The sequence below is a fragment of the Aliikangiella maris genome (genome assembly GCF_040719265.1).
Taxonomy (GTDB): domain Bacteria; phylum Pseudomonadota; class Gammaproteobacteria; order Enterobacterales; family Kangiellaceae; genus Aliikangiella; species Aliikangiella maris.
Genome location: NZ_JBFDAH010000005.1, coordinates 56,351 through 76,359 on the forward strand (window position 1 = coordinate 56,351; position 20,009 = coordinate 76,359).

Below are 20,009 nucleotides of genomic sequence, written 5' to 3' on the forward strand. Positions count from 1 at the left end.
ATGAATTAATAAAGATTATTCAACTGGGGCTGGTTTTGCCATAGGTGAATAGCTTTTATTAATGCTTGTTTGTTCTTCAACATTTCTGGTTACTAAGATACCTGGTTCAAAACTTGGCTTTTCAAAATTAAAGTCAGTAGTTGGTAACATTTCAGAAAATTGCGGTTTGGTTGCTGGCGCATAAGAGCGACATGCAGCTGGTTGAACTGTCGATGGTGCCTGACCATTGGCTCTTTCTGATGATACCGATTCAGATATGTTTGATACTGATACTGATACTGATACTGATCCTAGTCCTGATGATGTTGATGCGATAGAGTCCTTAAGCTCAGATTCTGTTTGTTGTGTTAAAGCTGATGTATTATCTGCATTATTTTCTGAAGAACTAACTGAATCATGATTAACTGACTCGGTTTGAGTTACAACTTGTTCCGCTGGTTGATCATGCTCATTGGTAACAGACTTTTCTGCGGCTTTATTGAACATCACATTGTCATCTGAGCTTTTGGCTGCAAAGTTAGCTGGTGTCTCTGTTTTTTGCACCGTCTCTTTCGTTGTTACTGCTTCAGCTTGTGATGTGGCAGCATGTACTGTCAATTTATCGGTAACAATTTCAGCTGTTTGATCAACCGCTTTTTCAATATCGGTTTGAGAGGCTGTTGCAGCTTTGGCCTCAGTTGCTTCGGGCTCAGCTGGCTCAGGTTTGGCTGGGGCAGCATAAGCAACTTGCTCTTTTGCTTTTTCAGTTGCTTGCTCCGGGCTGGATTCCTTCACCGAGTGCGTCGCGGCTGTAGTCTCTTGTTGAGATTTTTGCTGCGGTTTATTTGTATTCTCATCATGAGTTGAAGGCGTTTTGTCTTCTTTAATAGAGGAGTGGCTCTGTTGAGAATTGCTTTGCTGAGAGCCATGTTGCTGTGAGTGTACTTTATTCTCAGCTTTGTTCGCTCCATTATTTAAATCTGAGTCTGTATCTACCCTTTGAATAGATTTTTCATTAGCTTGACCCGAGCTGCTTTGGCGCGTATTCACTTGGGCAGAATCAGTTTGCTGTGTGATAACAGCTTGTTGTGTTGCCTCCTTAGATGAATTTGATGATTGATTATTTGATTGCTGATTAGCTTCAGCATTTTTAGTACCTACATAATCAGCAACCGTTTTAGGCTGTATCGTTTTTGACTGATTGTTTGCTTGCTCGGATGAAGTGGATTGGTTCCGAGTGTTATCATTCTGTTGTTTATTTTGGTTAGCCGATTTTGCCGATTGATTCCGGTTATTTTCCGCACTGTTATTATCTGAATCAAGGTACTCTTGACGATTTTTAGCCTGAACCGTTTGGCGCTCTTCGCGTGATTGTCTTGGTGGACGATCTTTTCGCTTACGCTGTGGTTTAGATTGTTGTTCATTTACCGCTGTCGATGTAGCATTCTGATTCTTTTGATTCTGTTGATTGCGTTTAGTATTCGACCGTTTCTCACCTTTAGGAGAACGTGTCGAATCATCTTTACTTTCTTTATTATCTTGTTTATTGCGTGGCTTACCTTTGCGATTATTACGCGAACGATTTTTGTCAAATCTCTGACCATTCCGGCGGTTATGCTTGCGACCTTTTTGGTTTTTCTTCGAATCTTGACCGTCTTTATCACCAAATAGTGCCTGCCATAGACGACTGAAAAAGCCTGGTTTCGACTCTGTCTTTTTCACATGTACTGGTGCTGGTTGTACACCAATATTATTCACTGTGACTGCCGCTTGCTCAGTGGTTTCAGTCTGTGTTGGTGCGGTTGGAGTATAGACTTCAAGCTGTGGTTTATTGACGACTTCATGCGTAGCCGTTTCTAGTTTTTCTTCACCACGCATACGGGTAATTTCATAACTGGGGGTGTCCATGTACGGGTTTGGAATAATATAGATTTTTACTTTTAAACGTTTTTCAATTGCATGAATGATTTTACGTTTTTCATTTAGTAAAAAGGTGGCAACTTTTACAGGCAGTAGTGCTTGAACGGCAGTCGTCAACTCTTTGGTTGCTTCTTCTTCAATTAACCTTAGTACCGATAAAGCTAATGACTCAATACCCCTAACTGTTCCTGTTCCGCTGCAACGTGGGCAAACATTATGAGCTGATTCTTCAAGTGAAGGTTTTAAGCGTTGGCGTGACATTTCCAGTAAGCCAAAGCGAGATATTTTACCTACCTGAACACGTGCTCTATCACGCGTTAGCGCATCCTTAAGTACAGACTCAACTTCTCGCTGATTTTTAGCAGGTGACATATCAATAAAGTCGATAACAATCAAACCTCCCATATCTCTCAAACGTAATTGCCGCGCAATTTCCTGAGCTGCTTCTTTGTTGGTTTGCAGCGCAGTTTCTTCAATATCTGCACCTTTGGTTGCTCTGGCTGAGTTGATATCGATTGAGACTAATGCTTCGGTTGGATCAATAACAATCGAACCACCCGAGGGGAGTCTGACTTCACGCTGATAGGCTGTTTCAATTTGTGATTCAATCTGGTAGCGGGTAAATAGTGGAATTTCGCGATCTTCGTTTAGCTTGATGCGATTTTCAAAAGTTGGGCGAATAAATAGGATTTGGCGCTTAACTTTGTCAAAAACTTCGCGTTTATCGACAATTATCTCACCAATATCTGATCGTAGATAATCTCTTAACGCGCGAATAATGACGTCACTTTCCTGATGAATGAGAAAGGGGGCGGGGCGCTCTTCTGCTGCATTTTGAATGGCAGACCAAAGGTTCTGTAAAACCGACATATCCCATTCGAGCTCTTCGGCATTACGGCCAACTCCAGCTGTTCTAACAATACAGCCCATACCTTTTGGGACTTGAATATTACGCATCGCATTACGCAACTCTTCGCGTTCTTCCCCTTCAATTCTTCTCGAAATTCCACCAGCCCGAGGATTATTTGGCATTAAGACAATGTAGCAACCGGCGAGACTGATAAAGGTAGTTAATGCTGCACCTTTACTGCCGCGTTCTTCTTTATCAATTTGTACGATGACTTCCTGGCCTTCATTTAATACATCTTTTATATTTGGACGGCCACGAAAGTTCTTTTTGGTGAAGTATTCTCTGGAGATTTCTTTGAGTGGTAAAAAGCCGTGTCGTTCGGCACCATAATCGACAAATGCAGCTTCAAGGCTAGGTTCAATTCGAGTAATTTTTCCTTTATAAATATTGGCTTTCTTTTGTTCTTTTCCAACCAGTTCAATATCTAAATCGAATAATTTTTGCCCATCAACTAAAGCAACGCGAATTTCTTCAGGTTGCGTTGCATTGATTAACATACGTTTCATATTTGCTTCTCTTATTGTTGTAATAAAGCAAAGCAAATCAGCGAAGAACTATATTGAGGGGTAATAAACTGAGTATGCAATAAACAGTTAACAGACTCGTACAACAATAGGAACCAATATTTTCTGGCTATTTATTTATCGTTTTAAAATGCAAAAAAGTATAATAAAAATTTCTTTTAAATCAATATGTTAACCGATTCTTGTGATGCTTCTATGAGCGTTTATCAGGTTTAACTAAGCCTAAAAGTGTTCTCAATTAATTGCTAGTCTATCGCTACAATATCTGTAGCCCATTGTATTACATAGTATGGATCTTTATTAAGGATCTTTTATTACCGTTCTTTATAACCTAATAATTCAAATTCTTTTGCTAATTTGGCCTTTGCCTAAATTTTATACTGAGCGTTATTTAAAAATTTTAATAAAGCTCTAAATATCATTGTTATTTATTTAACAATGGATTCATATTGATTCGTTAAGCAGGTTCTATAGAACCTGAGTCGTAGTCTATTTATTGTTTTCGATCTTACCCTGTTAACCGTTGGTAGTATGTCGAATGAAAACTTTTACTGAGTGAGGTTTTTAAAAAGTTAAATTGTCCTTTCAATAAAAGATTGTCTGGCGGGTTAATTGGTTTGAAATTTACCTGCTGTATAAAACAGCACTTAATTTAGCACTTTAAAATTTGGGTATCTTAAAGTGCTTATACTTAACTCTCATTGTGATATTTGTGCAATCTGCAATAAGCGTTCAGCATTACCCTGTAAATCACTTAACCTGTTGGACAATATTTTTGTCAATAAATAGTTCTACAAGTCCTGTACAGTATTATCTACAAGCCTGAATTCAATGGCCTTTTATATCAACTGTCAGTGGTTGAACTATAGCAATAAATATTAGTAGCAGCAATTTTTAACCGAATTTTGTTCAAAATATTAATGCTTTACAAGGTTTTTGATTCTTTTTTATACAAGTGATTCTTTTTTTATAATCATTATTGGATTTATTTGCCTAACACCATTATCAATATTTAAGAGTTTCTCTTGTTAAGCTTTGAGCGCCGATTGCTTGTCATTTTGAATTTACCTATAATTTTGCGGCCATTGAGATGAATTTTTGTCACTCATGGCATTAAATATTTCTCACTTTGTACTTAAGTATTAACTCGCGCCGATATGAATTGGCATTTTTGGAGTATTTTTCGTGGACTATTCACAAACCGTTGCAAACCTTAACCCTGAACTAATTTCTAAACTGAAAGAGGCGATAGAACTTGGTCGTTGGGAAAATGGTGACAAACTGACATCAGAACAGGTCGAGTCAGCTATGCAGGCGGTAATGCTCTGGGAATCCAAACATCGAAATAATGACGACGCTGAGCCCTTTGTTATTGGTACAGATGGTGAGTTATATACTGGAAAGGGGGAGAGTCATAAACTTCCTCAGTCTTCAAAATACGATGATGAACAGGTCATTATCAAAAATAAGGTTTAGATATGTTAACAACAGTCGTTCGTAAAGAACATAAAAATGACTGGGAAAGGCGAACTGCGCTTTCTCCGTCAGATGCTGCTGATTTGGTTGAAAAAGGTTTCCCAATCAGTGTCGAGTCAAGTGGAATTAGAGTTTTTCCCGATGCTGACTATCAGTCACTTAATGTGCCTATAGTTGACTCACCTTTAGCCAGTGAATTTGTTGTCGGTATTAAGGAGCCGCCAGTCAATTCAATTCAGCCAAATCAGGTTCATCTTGCTTTTTCACATACGTTTAAAGGGCAAGCTTATAACATGGGATTGTTACAAAAATTTATCGATCAAAAAGCAACGTTGATTGATTATGAACCAATTACTGATAGTCAGGGTAAACGACTCATTGCGTTTGGTCGATTTGCAGGAATAGCCGGAGCAATTGACAGCTTGCATATTGCTGGACAAAAATTTCAGGTGAGAGAACAAAAGAGTGCTTTGAGTCAAATTAAGCAAACTTGTCAGTATCACTCAATTGATGAAATTAAACAGCATTTTCAGCAAATTGACTTAAACTCGGGTGAACCTGTACGAGTTTTAATCGTTGGCTCTGGCAATGTTGGTCAGGGTAGCGAAGAGGTTTGTCAGTGGTTGGGACTACCTAAAATTGACATTCAACGTCTGCACAATCAACAAACACCTGAAGGAAGCTGGTATGCGGTTGCTAAAAGTGGGGATCTGCATCAGCATAAAAATGGTAAAGCATTTTCGATGTCAGAATTTATCGAAGCGGGAGCGACGACTTATGAGAGTACTTTCGATCGTTTGCTTGGTCAGTTTGACATTTTATTACAAACACCTTACTGGACTGAAAAATATCCAAAACATCTAACCATCGAAAGAATGCGTGAACACCTGGATAAATTACCGCTGGTGATTGCCGATATCAGCTGTGATATTAACGGTTCGCTAGAGTGTACGACCCAATTGTCTGATGTCGGCTCTCCGGCTTATACCTTTGATGTGGTATCTGCGACTTCCAGTGAAGGCGTTCAAGCTGAGGGAATTACTGTGATTGCAATTGATAACTTGCCTTGCGAATTGTCATATGATGCATCAATTCACTTTTCGAAGATATTAAAAAACTATTTGCATAACTTAATGTCAGTTGATTTAAGTCAGCCCTTTGAAAGTTGCGGTTTTTCACCTGAAATTATGAAAGCGGTTATTGTTTATCGAGGTGAACTAACACCTAATTTTACCTATTTACAAAAATTTCTTGATAAGCACGCGACGAGTCAAAAATAAATAAATGTTGTTCGCACCTGTTGATTGATAAAGATCAATTGATAGGTGCTGTGATTATCTGTAAATATGTTGTCTCTTTTTCCTGTATATAACTCACTTAAATAACTCGCTTAAATTACTTATATCGTTCATTTACATTACCCATTGATTTCGGCCTTGCGCTTTGGCTAAGTATAATTTTTCGTCGGCTCGTTTCAGTAACTGTTCTATAGACTGATCGTCTGTTGCTTTTTTTCTTTGTTTAATTTGGCTTGCTGGAGTGCATTTTCTTGAGTTAAAAGCTGTGCTTTCGCATTTTTTTCATCAATATCAAATTGTACTTTTAAAATATTTAAGGAACGTTTTCGGCGTGAAAAAATAAAGGCTTCATTAGCTTGGTAAAATTTCTTGTAATGATTTACTGACTTGGCATAATCAGCTTGTTTCTCATAAAATAGACTTAAGGTATATTCCATATCCAATTCAACATTTTTGACCTTATTTGAGAAATAACTTCCTTATCTGCTCAAATTTCCCTATTACTGAGAAGTAAGCCACCAATATTCTCAATAAAAGCCATTTTTGAACTATGTTACAGCCAGTTAAATCAAATTCTTTAGACCAAACTTGATGGTTGGTAGGTTCTCCCTGTCAGCTTGCCCTCTGAGTTTATTGGTGTCTAGAATCTCAATGAGGGCAAACATATTATAAAATTAAGTATCTTAAAAACCACCCATACCGGTTAAGACACAAACGGTTCTGCCAGAACTAGCACGATAGCAAGTAACTCTTGCTCCCTCCGGAACATCACCATTAACTGTAATGGGTGCTCCTGCTCGTCGTAGCGCGTCAATATAGCTTTGATAATTGTCCGAGCCTGTACCCCCAGCAAAATCAGCACCTCCACCACTAGGAGAAGGGCTGTCATTGATTATTATTACTAATTTGTTGCCCTCTCCATCTTTGGAATTTTCAAAGTCAACTTCATATACTCCTTGGACCCAACTATCATTTACTCTAGAAAGTTTAAATTTAAGAGAAATTGTTGAACCATCAGCTAAAGTCACTGTCAGTCTTATTGCGATATTAATATTGGTTAATCCTAGAGTATCCGATAAAACATTAAAAATATTCGCCCAATCCTGACCATTAGTAGGGTTATTATATACATATTCCAGTAATGCATTTTGGCAGGAGTTACAAGCGTATAAGTCCCAACCTGAATCAACAATATCTGAAGGAATTGTGCTCGAGTTTACATTTGATTGTAGAGTATTGACTAGGGCTTTTGTAGTGTAAAACTTCTGTTGTATGTAAGATGATGTTTGTATCTTTGTTGCTGTAATAGTGCCCATACCTGGCTGCATTCCACCCATACCTGTATTATTAGGGTCCCAATTAATAACTATCTACTTTTGAATATTCAAAATTAAATACGTGAATAACTGTCGAAGTACTTAGTATAGCATTAGCTAAAGCAGCATTTTTTGTTTGAAAATCTGTACATCCTTCGCAACGTATTAACTTATCCGCTTTGGAATGAAATGATAATAATAATAGCGCGATCATATAAAGCTTTTTCTTAAACATAAATAAAATCCATTAGTAAATTTTTTGTTAAAACTATTAGCTAGGTATAAATAAAATACCTATAATCTCGTCCCTTCATATATGAAAGAAACGTAGTTTGATGCTATCAAGAATAAGTATGTTAGAGAAATTATTTAAATTTATAACTTGCTTCATGACATTTTTATCGCTTTAGCTATAATAAAGAATCCTTGCAAAACGAGTTAAATTTTTATGTTTAGACTCTTAGTGGTTATATTTATTATTTTTATTGTCGTATTATTTATAACTCAAATAACATTTCAAATTTCATCAAATTTGGAAGATTCAAAGGCTCCTGTCTTAATCGATTCACATCAAAAAAATAAAGCAAGACCAAAAATTGGAAAGTTGTAAAAATCTAGAATTAAAGCTTAGAATCCAACGGCGAAACTGGCTAGATCAGTCAGAAACTAATTTATTCTTGAGTGATAATTTAAGCTTAGATAAAGCAACAGCTATTCTAAGTAAAAAAAATTTACGTTAAAGAAATAATGAGATGGAGAGCTAATCAGCTAAGAAAAAACACAGAATCAATGAATAAAAATATTCAAGCACAGGCTATACTAGATCAACTTATTGGCTACTTTAATAATAAAAATAACAACTCTTTCAAAGTAAGTATAAATTACCCTAGAGAAAAGTTTAGCAATATCCCCAACCTTACTTTTGAAGAAAAAATCAAATTGCTAGAGGTTCATTCTCCAAGTGTAGATGATGTAGCAGCTTTTATTAAATCAAAGCAGTTAAATGATTCAGACTTAATTTTATTAACCAAATATACAAAAAATATAGATAGCATAATCGGTTTTGATGAGATGTCTACTCACTTAAATCTTTTAGACTATGCTGTTGCATATGGGCATTATGATCTATTCGAACACTTAATATCACTTCAAGTATTCCCTGTTGACGATAATTATTTAAATAATACGCTTGAGTTAGCGTTAGGCAATCTTAAAACGCTTTTAAATATTAAAGAGTTCGATGAAGAATTAGAAATCCCCGATAAATTAATTAATATAATAAATAAACTAATAAGTTATGGGTATGGTGCAGATATTTACAATAGTGAAAAAAACTTAAATTTGTTAAAATTAAATTTAACGAATTGGACAGCAACTTTTAATAAAAAAGAAATAGATATGATTCTGCACAACCATAAACTAGACTTATACTCAATAAGTAGAAGAGATAAATTGGACACTTCAATAGTTGATAGTTCTGATATTGACTCGGTTGAAGGTGATTTTGAGCAATATTTAATTGAAAATAATTTGGAATATTTATTAGCAGCTAAAAATAACTGTAAAAAGGATTAATTGTTACGTGATTTTAGATAATAACCGCGAAATCAACCCATAAGTGCAATTTTTAAATAAGTGGCACAAATTGATTATTAAATATCTGGTTTGGTGTTAAATAGTTTCTTGTCTTTCTTGGTCGATTATTTAAATTTTCTATAGCCGCTTTTACTTGATGCCAGGTCACTTTTTTTAAAGTCAGTTTTTTTTGGAAAAAACTGCCTAATCAAACCATTCGTATTTTCATTAATTGGTCTCTCCCAGGAGGCATAGGGATGAGCAAAATAGGTTTCTGCTTCTAATATTCGACCCACTTTTTCATGCTCTACAAATTCAGTGCCATTATCAAAAGTTAGTGTCAGTACTTTATCTTGATAAGGCTTTAAAAGGCGAATATGGACAATATTAGAACAAATACCAGTTTTTAAATACAATTACCTTGATGAATCAATCATTTGTATTACTTACGGATTAATTTTTTTGAGAGTGCACAAGACTTTCACTGGCAGTTATATTTGATAATTGAGTTTAATATTACTTTTTAATGCCTCTTTAGTTATTAGTGAAAGTCTCGGGATTTTTTATTAAAGTTGGGTAAATAGTGACTGATATCTTCTAGATGACCAGCAATAATATGTACTACATTTTTTTTCCGCTCAATTTTACCTTTAATCTGAATAATCTGACTGTTTAAAATGGCCGCTCTGAAGTTTGCTAGTGTTGAATTCCAAATAATGATATTCATATTGCCTGTTTCATCTTCTACCGTCATAAAGATTACTCCAGTTGCTGTTCCGGGGCGTTGCCGTCCGGTTACCAAGCCGGCTACCTGCACAAATTGCCCGTGCCTGAGTTGATAAAGATCTTTGGCAAGGTGACAGCGAGCAAGTTTTTTTTGTTCACGTAATAGTGCAATAGGGTGAATATTTAGCGTCAGTCCCAGACTTTGATAGTCGGCAAGCAAATTATCAGTTGTTGTTGGGGGCGCTAATGCTGCGTGAGTGTATGGTGTTTCAATTGGAAGTAATGGTCTTATGGGTTCTATAGCTAGATTATTCCATTGTGCCTGATAACGATTTTTAGCCAGACGGGGGAGTGCGTTGGCCTGAATAAGTGCTTGTCTTTCCTGTTGGTTGAGGCCAGCTCTGTTGGTTAAATCTTGTAAGCAGGTAAATTTTTTTATTTGTCTTAGCTGGGTAATACGCTTGGCGGCTTGTTGATTAAAGCCTTTAATCAAATGCATGCCTAATCTTAAATGAAATATTTTTTGAGGTATGACTGTAACAAGGCTGGATTGCCAGTTACTTGAATCAATATCAACAGGCAAAACAACAATCTGATGTCGTCTGGCATCTTGTATTAATTGAGAGACAGAATAAAATCCCATCGGTTGACTGTTTAATAGGGCACAATAAAATGCCGCAGGGTGATGACGCTTAAACCAGGCAGAAAAATAAGCTAAAATAGCAAAGCTGGCAGAATGAGACTCAGGAAAACCATAACTGCCAAAGCCTTTCATTTGTTCAAATAGACGGTCTGAAAACTCATTTGAATAGCCTTTTTTAAACATACCGACAATTAGTTTTTCTTTAAACTGATATAAATCACCGTTACGCCCCCAAGTTGCCATTGCCCGACGAAGTTGATCGGCTTCGCCACCAGTAAAGCCTGCCGCAACCATAGCCAGTTTAATAACCTGTTCCTGAAAAATAGGCACACCAAGAGTTCGTTGTAATACGGCTTCAATTTCTTTATTAGGGTATTGGGGTAGTGTCTCTCCATTGCGTCTTTTTAAATAGGGATGCACCATATTTCCTTGAATTGGTCCAGGCCGAACGATGGCAATTTGGATGACTAAATCATAGAAACTTTGTGGACGCAATCTAGGGAGCATACTCATTTGTGCGCGTGATTCTATTTGAAAAACACCAATGGTATCTGCCTGGCAAATCATCTGATAAGTTGCGGGATCCTCTTTAGGAATATCCGCGAGCGATTGAATTGATGAATAATTTTTTACCATATGCAAACAGCGTTGAATCATACTCAGCATACCTAGTCCTAAAATATCCACTTTGAGTAGGCTTAAGGCTTCTATATCATATTTATCCCATTGAATAATGGTACGGTCCGGCATACTGGCATTTTCTACAGGTACAATTGAGGTGAGAGATGATTGAGTAATAATAAAACCTCCGACATGTTGTGATAGATGTCGTGGAAATCCCAGTATTTCTTTTACTAACTGATAAAAATGTTCAATGATTGTATTGTCTAATTGATGGTTTTGTTGAATATAACTTTTTAACGAGTCAACTTTATCCCACCAGGCTAAAGATTTTGTTAAATAATTTAAAATGGCCTGATCGATTCTTAGTGCTTTGCCAACATCACGAATTGCACTTTTTACCCGATAAGTTATCACTGTAGCCGTTAAAGCTGCTCGATCACGAGAATATTTTTTATAAATGTATTGAATGACTTCTTCGCGTCGTTGGTGCTCAAAGTCGATATCAATATCGGGTGGTTCGTTTCTTTCTTTGGAAATAAAACGTTCAAATAGCAGGCTGGCTTGCTCAGGGTTGACTTCGGTAATAAAAAGGCAATAACACACAATTGAATTAGCAGCTGAACCGCGCCCCTGACAAAGAATATTTTGTGCGCGTGCAAATTGTACAATATCGTATACGGTTAAAAAGTAATGTTCATAAGTTAAAGCGGCGATTGCATCTAATTCAACTTTAATTTGCTGAGTGAACTTCTCTGGAATACCATTGGGCCAACGCTTTTTTGCCCCCTGAAAGACCAGTTTTTTTAAATATTGGGTTGCTGAAATATTAGCTGGCAACACTTCGCTAGGGTATTCATAACGAATTTGATCCAAGGTAAATTGACAGAGTTCAGCAATGACTTGGGTTTCTGCTAATAGTTTGAGGGGGTAGAGCTGGTTAAGGCGTGTGAGCGTACGTAAATGCTGCTCGGCATTGCTATTCAGGGTTTGTCCAAGTGACTGAACCGGTTTGTTATGAGCAATGGCTGTTAAGCAATGTAGTAGTTTCAAACGTTTTTTATCGTGCATCAGAATATGATTTTGTGCAACTATGGGCAGTTCAAATTGCACACTTAATGCCAGTATCTGCATATAGCTGGCATAATCATTCTGCTGTAATAAACGTTGATAACCAATCCATATTCTTGATTTAAAATGCTGCTTTAGGGCTGTTAATTGCTGCTCATTTTGTTGCTGACTTTCGGTCGGAATAAATATTGCGAGACAGCGTGATAAATATAAAGAAAGATCATTAATTTTTACTTGATATTCTCCTTTGGCACTACGTCGCCTTGCTCGAGTAATCAACTGGCAGAGTTCGGCATAAGCTTGTTTGTCGGGGCACAGTAGTACCAGCTGTATTTTTTGATGATGATCATTTTGCTTAAAATCAACTTTTAAAGAACTACCGATAATTAATTTGAAATTATGAGCTTTTTGTTTTTTTAAGGCCACATAAGCTCTAACGATTCCTGCCATGGAGCATTCATCAGTTATTGCCAGACCGGAATATTTTAAGTCAATAGCTCGCTTAACCAGTTCTTCTGGATGTGATGCGCCTTGTAAAAAGGAAAAATTACTTTTTGCGTGAAGTTCAAAAAAATTAATCATCAAAATTTTACTGTTTGCTTTTGTCTTTAGCTTGCTGTTGTAATCGAGTTAACAAAAGATGCCATGCACAAACCATGACTTCTTTTTGTGGTCAAAAAAAACCCAGTAATAAACGCCGCTTTCATGGTAAGCGACATAGTAATCTCGACTTTCAGCCTGTTCCCACCAGTCACTGCTAATTCTTTCAACCGTTGAAATGATCGTCATTTTGCCGTGCCAGGCTAGTTGCTTCTGGATAATATAAGCCGCTTGTGGCTTTGCGAAAAGCCAGCTTGGTCTTGGCTTCTTAGGTGATGACAACTCGGATTTACTGGTGTTGGTTATGAGGTTTTCAGCAGTTTCAAGCGAGTTAATCAGTGGGGTGAGCGACTGTTTTTTTTCGGGTAAGTGTTGGTTGTTAATCTGCCAGTGATAACAGCTATTTTCTCCTAGTTTGGATTGTATTTTATTAATGAAATGATGACTTTTCAGAAAGCTTTCTTGTTGAAAAAATTCGTTTGATGAGCCATTCAATTCACAGAACTTTTCTACTTTTAACGCAATTGCTTCAATAGGTGAGTGTAAGGTGAAACGCTCTAGACTCAATTGAGTCAATTCAATATAACCAGGTTGATTAATTTGTGCATGAGTGAGTAATACTTGAAAACCTAAGGTTTGCTTTTCTGTATCAAAGAGTAGCCAGTTAAGTTGCTGAGCACTTTGTTGGTGTACTCTTAAAAAGCGACAAAGTTGTTTAATAAGTAGAACTATCGCTTGGGTTAAGCCATTTTTATAATAAATCACATCGCTAAACGCTTGTTTTTGGTAAAAGTGAAGTGGTGGTGAAAAGTAATTAATAGGCTGGCTTTTTTTTTGGTAAAGCTGTTTTAAATACTTGGCAACTTTAATACCAAATCGCTTGTTGATGGCATGATTTTCAATTTTTTTTAATTCACCTATTTTTTTTATGCCAACAGATAATATTTTTTCAATACAGTATTCCGGTAAATTTAAGTATTCAATGGAGAGTTGTTCAAGTTGTTTTAAACTGTGTTGATAAATAATGTTTTTATTATCGGTAATCGGATGATCAATTGCTTGCGGTAAAGTCTGTTGATATTGCGTATGAAATGATAAAACTTCTGCTGCCTCTATAGTACAGGCCAGGGCAAGTTGATATTGATAAGAATGTTGAGTCAGCTGGGATATAATTTGTGCTAATAGTGGTAATAGTCCGTTATACAAGGTTTGACTTTTACCAACTTCTGCAAAAATAACTTGCTCCGCTTGAATAACTACTTGACTGGAATATTGATAAATCATTAATGCAATTTTTTCTAGTGCTTGTAATTCGGTTTTGGTCTGCCGTTCGAAGATAGTTAAGTTTTCACAAAGCGAATAAGCACTACTGAGATTCATGCCTGATTGAATACCCACCTGTTGTGCGGTCAAATTGGCACACACGACTTGATTGGCTTGAATTACTATTGCTGCTGTTTGTGATAGTTGCATTGAACTATGCTGACTTTGTGTAAACAGCAGGCATTCATAGATAAGATAAGGAAATCGTATTGCAAGCCACATAGTGATAGTCAATATTTAATGATAAAACCGGAATTGTGGCGAAGGAGTGTCTGTAAGAGCTGATTGCTCTGCGTGTTGCTTTGCATGTTGTTCTGTGTGCAATGAGTCAGGTATTACCTGTGTTGCAGACTTATCAGATGCAGTATGCCCATCTTTGTGAGTTTTCTGTGTCTTATAAACCGTTGTGTGAATACTTTGTTGTTCTGTAACTTCGGCTTTAACTTCGGAATTATTGGTTACCACTGGCCACTGATTAACTGCCAATGCGCGCCAATAAATCTTTTCGGGAAATAAATTTAATTTTGCTTTTTGGCCACTCCAACCGCCAGGCTGCTTAATGATTTCAATAAGCTGCTGGTGTTGGCTCGTACTAAGTTTGAGTCTTAATGCTGATGGGCTCGGTTGCTCAGTAAATTGTTGTTGTCGAAAAACAATTCCCCAGCAGTGCCCAGCTTTAGTTGCCAGTGATAATTTACGCAACTGCTTATTGGTCGTTTGTTGTGACAACCAGATAAAAACGCCTGAACATTCTTGTGAAGCAAGTGCTTGTTGGGCAGCCCAGATAGTATCAACATGTTGTGTTGTCTGCACCATAATCTGCTTTTCCGGTGCAATATGTTGTTGCAGCAGAGCTGGCATATAAAGTGGGTAAGGGGGATTTATCCAGCAGATATGGGCATTTTGTTGAATTAATCGGTAAAGTAATGGTAATAAAAGGCGAATTTCACCAACACCATGATGGGGTAATAAAATTTCTGACAACTTGCCTTGTGGCCAACCACCGTAATGCAACTGCTGATCGAGTACTCGATAACCGGTACTGAGCGTCGGGCAAGTGTGAGATTGGCTCGATGCCTGCCAAACGCTGCTACTGTTGATTAATTGTTTAATAATAGGAGATGACATAATAACTAACCATTCAAATACTATTTACATAAGTAGCATTTTATTGGTTGAAATACCAGATTTTTTTTAATGGTTATTATTAAGTAATTGAATCATAAAATATTATTTTTTAGTCTAATAAATCGACAGTTTATGGGATAAGACTATTGTTAACGATTAATACAGTTACTGAGACAGTCTTTTAAGGAAGATAATGTGAAGGGTTTAATTAATACATCCTGTACAACATCGTGGTGGTTGGGCAAATCGGTTAAATCAACAACATTAGATGATGAAATGATAATTCTCAGCTCTTCTTTGCTCCATTGCTTGCGTAATTCAAGTGCCGCATCGAGTCCATTCATTTCGGGCATTTGTTGATCGGTCAGTAGCAGGTCATAACGCTTTAATTTTGTTGCATTAAGAATTTCTTTACCATTCGATACAATATCTGGTTGATAGCCCAGTTTTCGAAAGCTGTGCAGCAATATTTTTTGATTAACGGCATTATCTTCTGCTACCAGTATATTCATAGGGTTCGCTTTGGCGAATGCGTCGCTTAAATCATTCTCAAGTGTTTCTTGTGGTTCATTTTGGGATAAAAATAGTGAGGCCAGATTTTCGGTAAAATGAACCAGTTTTAGTGGCTTACTAATAATCAGGTTGTACAGTTCGGCCAGTTCACTTTTATACTGAATGGCCGTGAGTGGGGTACACACCAGTACTTTGGAAATATTACTCAGACGACAGTGATTATTGGCGTAAATTAAAAATGATTTCAGTTCGTCTAATGGAAAATTGGTATTAATGATAATCAAGTCTGGTTGGTAATCGAGCAGCTCATTTTTTGCGGTTGCCAGTCCGGTGACATTCTTATGTTTACCAAGCAACGGATTAAACAGTGTTTGATAAAAAAGTGTTAAATAGCGATCGCTATTAACGGTAAAGATTTTTTTCTTATTGAGAATGGATGAAGCCTGAAAGGTATTTATTTTAGTGGTTGATTCGGGTAAATCAACAGTAATGCAAAAGTGAAAGGTTGTACCTGAATGGCCGTCACTTTCAATAGTAATTTCACCGCCAAGGCTGTTAATAATCTTTTGACTAATCGTTAAGCCAAGCCCTGTTCCGCCAAAATTTTTGGCAATACTTTCATCAGCCTGCTTAAATGCTTTGAATATTAATGATTGTTTTTCTTTTGGAATGCCTACACCCGTATCTTCAACAGAAAATTTTAACTGGCATTGATGATGATTAACGGGTGTGCAATGAATAAAAATTGTAATATTGCCTTTTTCAGTAAATTTAATGGAGTTACCCACTAGATTAACAATAACCTGACGTAGTCGAGTAGCATCAGAAAGAATAGATTGGGGGACATTATCATCACAAATTAATAGTAACTCGACTTGTTTTTCATCAATCTCCTTAATGAAAATATCTAAAGCACTTTCAATACAATCACGTAAATTAAATTTCGCTTTTTCTAGAGAAAGCTCGCCAGCTTCAATTTTTGAGAGATCTAAAATATCGTTAACAATATATAGCAGGTTTTCTCCACAATCCTTAATAATATTGGCATAGCTCCGCTGTTCGTTAGTCAGCTTTAAATCGCTTAGTATACCGACTGTACCAATAACACCATTAATTGGTGTCCTAATTTCATGGCTCATCATAGCTAAAAAGTTTGATTTTGCCTGATTAGATTTTTCTGCCATTCTGCTTTTCTGTTCAGCAATACTTTGTTGTTGTCGAGCAAGTTCTGTTTTATGTTTTTGGATCAGAATTCTTTTTCGTTGATAATAAAATAAATAAATCAATGAAAGGCCACTAATGAGGTAAATGCTATAGGCCCACCATGACTTCCAGGGTGCAGGTTTGATTGTTAGCTGAATAGAGGCCGGAATGCTGCTCCAGACACCGTTTTTTTGGCTGGCCTTAATGTAAAACGTATAGTTTCCTGGATCGAGGTTGGTATAAGTAGCAAAGCGTTTGTTAGCAGGCGTATAAATCCAATTATCATTAAAGCCTTGCATTTTATAAGCGTATTGGTTTCTTTCCGGATCCAGATAATCGAGAGAAGTAAAACTGAAGCCAAAAATATTTTGATTATGATTAAGTGTAACTTGTTGGGTATAATGAATATTTTTTGATAAAATATTCTGGTTTTGTGTGGTAGGAAAAATATCTTCATTAAATAACGAAAAAGCATTCAGTCTGACCGATGGCTCAGTTCGGTTAACACTGATATCCTGTGGGTTAAAGTAGGTGATTCCTTGAAGTCCGGCAATGTATAAGTTGTTTTTTCCTTTAAATTGTGCGCCTAGTAAATACTCTGAAGGCATTGCCCCATCATATACATCAAATAAAAATATTTCTTTGTTTTGTGGATTAAATCGGCTTATCCCCTGAACTGTAGTGAACCAGAGGATATCGTTATCATCAATCAACAAGTTATCTATGGATAATGAAGGAAAACCATGAGAAATATTATAGTTAGTCAGCTTATATTGATTTTTTTGTGGACTAAGCTTGTCAATTCCACCTCCATAAGTTGCAACCCATATATTGCCTTGTTTATCTTTACTTAAAGCACCAATCATATTGTGAGAAATTTTATGGTGACTGGCCGCCTGAGTAAACTGTGTAATTTCGTCATTTTGTGTGTTTATGCGATTAACGCCAAAACCAATTGTACCAAACCAGATATTTAAATCGTCATCTAATAATATGGAGTTGGGAGCTAAAGTATTTGAAGTAATCGTTTTGGAGTCACCAGGGATATGTTGAAAGTGCCGATATTCATCTGTTTGAATATTTAAGTGTGATAAGCCTCCACCGCGTGTGGCTATCCACATATATCCTTTAGGGTACTCTAAAAAAGAAGCAATACTGTTATTTCGAATACTTTGAGTATTGTTTTTTTGATACTCATAGTGTTTAAAGGCGTGGGTATTTAAATTAAAAGTATAAGCGCCACTTTTTAAGGTGCCAATCCATAAACTGTTTTGCGAGTCGACGTAAATTGTAGCAATTAAAACTTGCTGGAGTTTTTTTTGTAACGGTTGAGGAAAGGCTATTGGAATAAATTGATTGGACTGTTTTTGCCAGCGATAAACACCTGCTTTTTCTGTACCAATTAATAACTGGTGTTGACTATCTTCGGCTAATGCTGCAACCATGCTATTTGGAAAACCATCATTAACTATCGGATTATGTTTTAGCCAGCCAAATTTTTGAGAGTTAAGAGAAAGTTTGTTGAGTCCATTCCACCAGGTACCAACCCAAAGATTATGTTCATCCTTTAGTAACGAAAAAACATAAGTATTATTGAGTCCGGTGTGATTTGATGGATTGTGTTTATAATCAGTAAAGGTTTTCTGTTGAATATCAAAATAACTAAGACGACCTTTTGCACCATCATTTGCTAGCCATAAGCCATTTTTATCTGCTTTGATAATTGCCGTAATCGTGCGATCGGTTTGTTGCTCTTGTTGATATTGTGGATCGGGGTAGTGAGTAAACTGTTGGGTTGCTTGATTAAAAAAATTCAGCCCGGCTAAATCGGTACCAATCCATAGATTATCCTGTTTATCAACATACAGACTTAATGCGTTGTCACTGGTAAGGCTATTGTTATTATTGGGATCATGTTTAAAGTTGGTAAACTTTTCTGTAGTCGGATTAAATTTTGAGATTCCGGCTGCTTTTTCAAATGAAATAGGATAGCCCGACAAAGCCAACCATATATGACCTTTACTATCTTCAACAATACTACGAATGGTATTGCTGCTAATGCTTTCTGGATTGTCAGGATTATGTGTAAAGTGTTTAAACTGCTGCTTTTTAGGATAAAAAAGGTTTAATCCGCCACTATTTGTACCAATCCAAAAGCGATTCTGTTTATCGATTAACAAGCTGGTCACATTATTGGAGCTGATTGAGTGAGGATTACTTTCGTCGTTTAAATAGCTGATGAATTGATTGGTTTGGGGATCCAAACGACTTAAACCGCCATTATGTGTTCCGACCCATATATAACCTTGGGCATCTTCGGTAATTGCTTGAATAAAATCGTTTTTTAGGCTGTTGGAATCATTGGCAATGGCCTTAAAGGTATGAAACTGATAACCATCAAACCAGCTTAAGCCAGCTTGTGTACCAACCCATATTCGCCCATCAGATGACTTATAAATACACAAAATGGTTGCTTGCGGGAGCCCTTGCTTAATTCCAAAATGTTTAAATTTTAATGAATTAGCAATCACTCCTGTAGCAAACACTAACAGACAAAGGAATAATAAATTTTTTAAAATTTCTCTTATCATAAGTTATTCAAGTAACACAATAACTGACAGGAGACCTATCTCAATTTGCTTTACATGAGTTAAGTATAGATGAGTTTTATATAAGTATTAGGAACTTAATCAATAAAATATATCATATTGAAATATATGGCATTTTTAAAATAATATAATTGAATATTTTGATTTGCCTAATATCTAAAGGTTTTCCCTTGCGGCAATAAGTATTATTTCAGGTTAATTCAGGCTTGTTGAGATTAATCATAAGATTAATGCAAGGTTTGGTTGTAACCTATGTTTGTTTGGCTGTTTTTGCAAATTACCGAGTCGGCTAGCGTACTTTGAAATAAATGACTGGTGGCTGATAAAAATTGGCCTGTGCTAATAAATACATTTTAGTCTTTAATGACTATGGATTTGGTAAAACCTATATAAGGTAATTTCCTCTAAAACCATTTCAGACATCTCTTTGATAGCTTCAAGTTATTTTATTAGAAAAATGATTAAATTATTTAGAAAAAATTAAAGCTCTATGTTTTGTCATCAAATTACTCAATAAAGTGTGATGAATACTTGTTTAATGGAAAGGTAAAATAGATGACTTCTTGCTATTGGA

General features: G+C 36.3%; 11 protein-coding genes. 3 read left to right on the top strand and 8 right to left on the bottom strand.

Translation table 11 applies throughout. From position 1 onward, the window contains the following. Positions 1–15 precede the first annotated feature (15 nt). The gene (gene rne, locus ABVT42_RS05890; RefSeq protein ID WP_353896059.1) at positions 16–3,315 is read right to left on the bottom strand and encodes a ribonuclease E; all 3,300 of its coding nucleotides are present in this window, start codon (positions 3,313–3,315) and stop codon (positions 16–18) included. Between the two features lie 1,203 nt (positions 3,316–4,518). Here rne and ABVT42_RS05895 point away from each other — a divergent pair. Beyond that, positions 4,519–4,809, top strand: a complete 291-nt coding sequence (locus ABVT42_RS05895; RefSeq protein ID WP_353896060.1) for a DUF1315 family protein — start codon at positions 4,519–4,521, stop codon at positions 4,807–4,809. 2 nt (positions 4,810–4,811) lie between these two features. Next, entirely contained in the window at positions 4,812–6,089 is a 1,278-nt protein-coding gene (locus tag ABVT42_RS05900) for a Rossmann-fold NAD(P)-binding domain-containing protein (RefSeq protein ID WP_353896061.1), read from the top strand. A 206-nt stretch (positions 6,090–6,295) separates the two neighbouring features. On the opposite strand, the gene ABVT42_RS05905 is transcribed toward ABVT42_RS05900, so the two are convergent. Together ABVT42_RS05905 and ABVT42_RS05910 are read right to left on the bottom strand one after the other, a co-directional pair. Then, on the bottom strand, positions 6,296–6,544 hold the full coding sequence (locus ABVT42_RS05905) for a hypothetical protein (protein WP_353896062.1): 249 nt from the start codon (positions 6,542–6,544) through the stop codon (positions 6,296–6,298). Between the two features lie 246 nt (positions 6,545–6,790). Continuing rightward, the gene (locus ABVT42_RS05910) at positions 6,791–7,435 is read right to left on the bottom strand and encodes a hypothetical protein (protein WP_353896063.1); all 645 of its coding nucleotides are present in this window, start codon (positions 7,433–7,435) and stop codon (positions 6,791–6,793) included. Between the two features lie 777 nt (positions 7,436–8,212). On the opposite strand from ABVT42_RS05910, the gene ABVT42_RS05915 reads away from it, so the two are divergent. After that, complete coding sequence (locus ABVT42_RS05915) at positions 8,213–8,998, top strand: hypothetical protein (protein WP_353896064.1); 786 nt, start codon at positions 8,213–8,215, stop codon at positions 8,996–8,998. Positions 8,999–9,123: 125 nt separating this feature from the next. Here ABVT42_RS05915 and ABVT42_RS05920 read toward each other — a convergent pair whose 3' ends face one another. The 5 genes from ABVT42_RS05920 to ABVT42_RS05940 all read right to left on the bottom strand — a co-directional run bounded on the left by ABVT42_RS05920 (position 9,124) and on the right by ABVT42_RS05940 (position 19,417). Beyond that, positions 9,124–9,414 carry an IS30 family transposase gene (locus ABVT42_RS05920; RefSeq protein WP_353896065.1) on the bottom strand — a complete coding sequence of 97 codons (291 nt, stop codon included), beginning with the start codon at positions 9,412–9,414 and terminating at the stop codon, positions 9,124–9,126. 125 nt (positions 9,415–9,539) lie between these two features. Next, on the bottom strand, positions 9,540–12,641 hold the full coding sequence (locus ABVT42_RS05925) for an error-prone DNA polymerase (protein ID WP_353896066.1): 3,102 nt from the start codon (positions 12,639–12,641) through the stop codon (positions 9,540–9,542). Between the two features lie 48 nt (positions 12,642–12,689). Next, positions 12,690–14,132, bottom strand: coding sequence for a Y-family DNA polymerase (locus ABVT42_RS05930; protein ID WP_353896067.1), 1,443 nt, complete (start codon positions 14,130–14,132; stop codon positions 12,690–12,692). 87 nt (positions 14,133–14,219) lie between these two features. Continuing rightward, positions 14,220–15,110: a translesion DNA synthesis-associated protein ImuA gene (gene imuA / locus ABVT42_RS05935; protein WP_353896068.1), complete on the bottom strand. Its 891-nt coding sequence runs from the start codon at positions 15,108–15,110 to the stop codon at positions 14,220–14,222. A 149-nt stretch (positions 15,111–15,259) separates the two neighbouring features. Beyond that, a complete protein-coding gene (locus ABVT42_RS05940; RefSeq protein ID WP_353896069.1) occupies positions 15,260–19,417 on the bottom strand; it encodes a two-component regulator propeller domain-containing protein in 4,158 nt (1,385 codons plus the stop codon). Positions 19,418–20,009 lie beyond the last annotated feature (592 nt).

Excerpts from the sequence above, each read along its gene's own strand:
- rne (WP_353896059.1), bottom strand. The coding sequence starts at position 3,315 with ATGAAACGTATGTTAATCAATGCAACGCAACCTGAAGAAATTCGCGTT.
- ABVT42_RS05910 (WP_353896063.1), bottom strand. The coding sequence starts at position 7,435 with ATGCAGCCAGGTATGGGCACTATTACAGCAACAAAGATACAAACATCA.
- ABVT42_RS05900 (WP_353896061.1), top strand. The coding sequence starts at position 4,812 with ATGTTAACAACAGTCGTTCGTAAAGAACATAAAAATGACTGGGAAAGG.
- ABVT42_RS05905 (WP_353896062.1), bottom strand. The coding sequence starts at position 6,544 with ATGGAATATACCTTAAGTCTATTTTATGAGAAACAAGCTGATTATGCC.
- ABVT42_RS05930 (WP_353896067.1), bottom strand. The coding sequence starts at position 14,132 with ATGCAACTATCACAAACAGCAGCAATAGTAATTCAAGCCAATCAAGTC.
- ABVT42_RS05940 (WP_353896069.1), bottom strand. The coding sequence starts at position 19,417 with ATGATAAGAGAAATTTTAAAAAATTTATTATTCCTTTGTCTGTTAGTG.
- ABVT42_RS05915 (WP_353896064.1), top strand. The coding sequence starts at position 8,213 with ATGAATAAAAATATTCAAGCACAGGCTATACTAGATCAACTTATTGGC.
- imuA (WP_353896068.1), bottom strand. The coding sequence starts at position 15,110 with ATGTCATCTCCTATTATTAAACAATTAATCAACAGTAGCAGCGTTTGG.
- ABVT42_RS05925 (WP_353896066.1), bottom strand. The coding sequence starts at position 12,641 with ATGATTAATTTTTTTGAACTTCACGCAAAAAGTAATTTTTCCTTTTTA.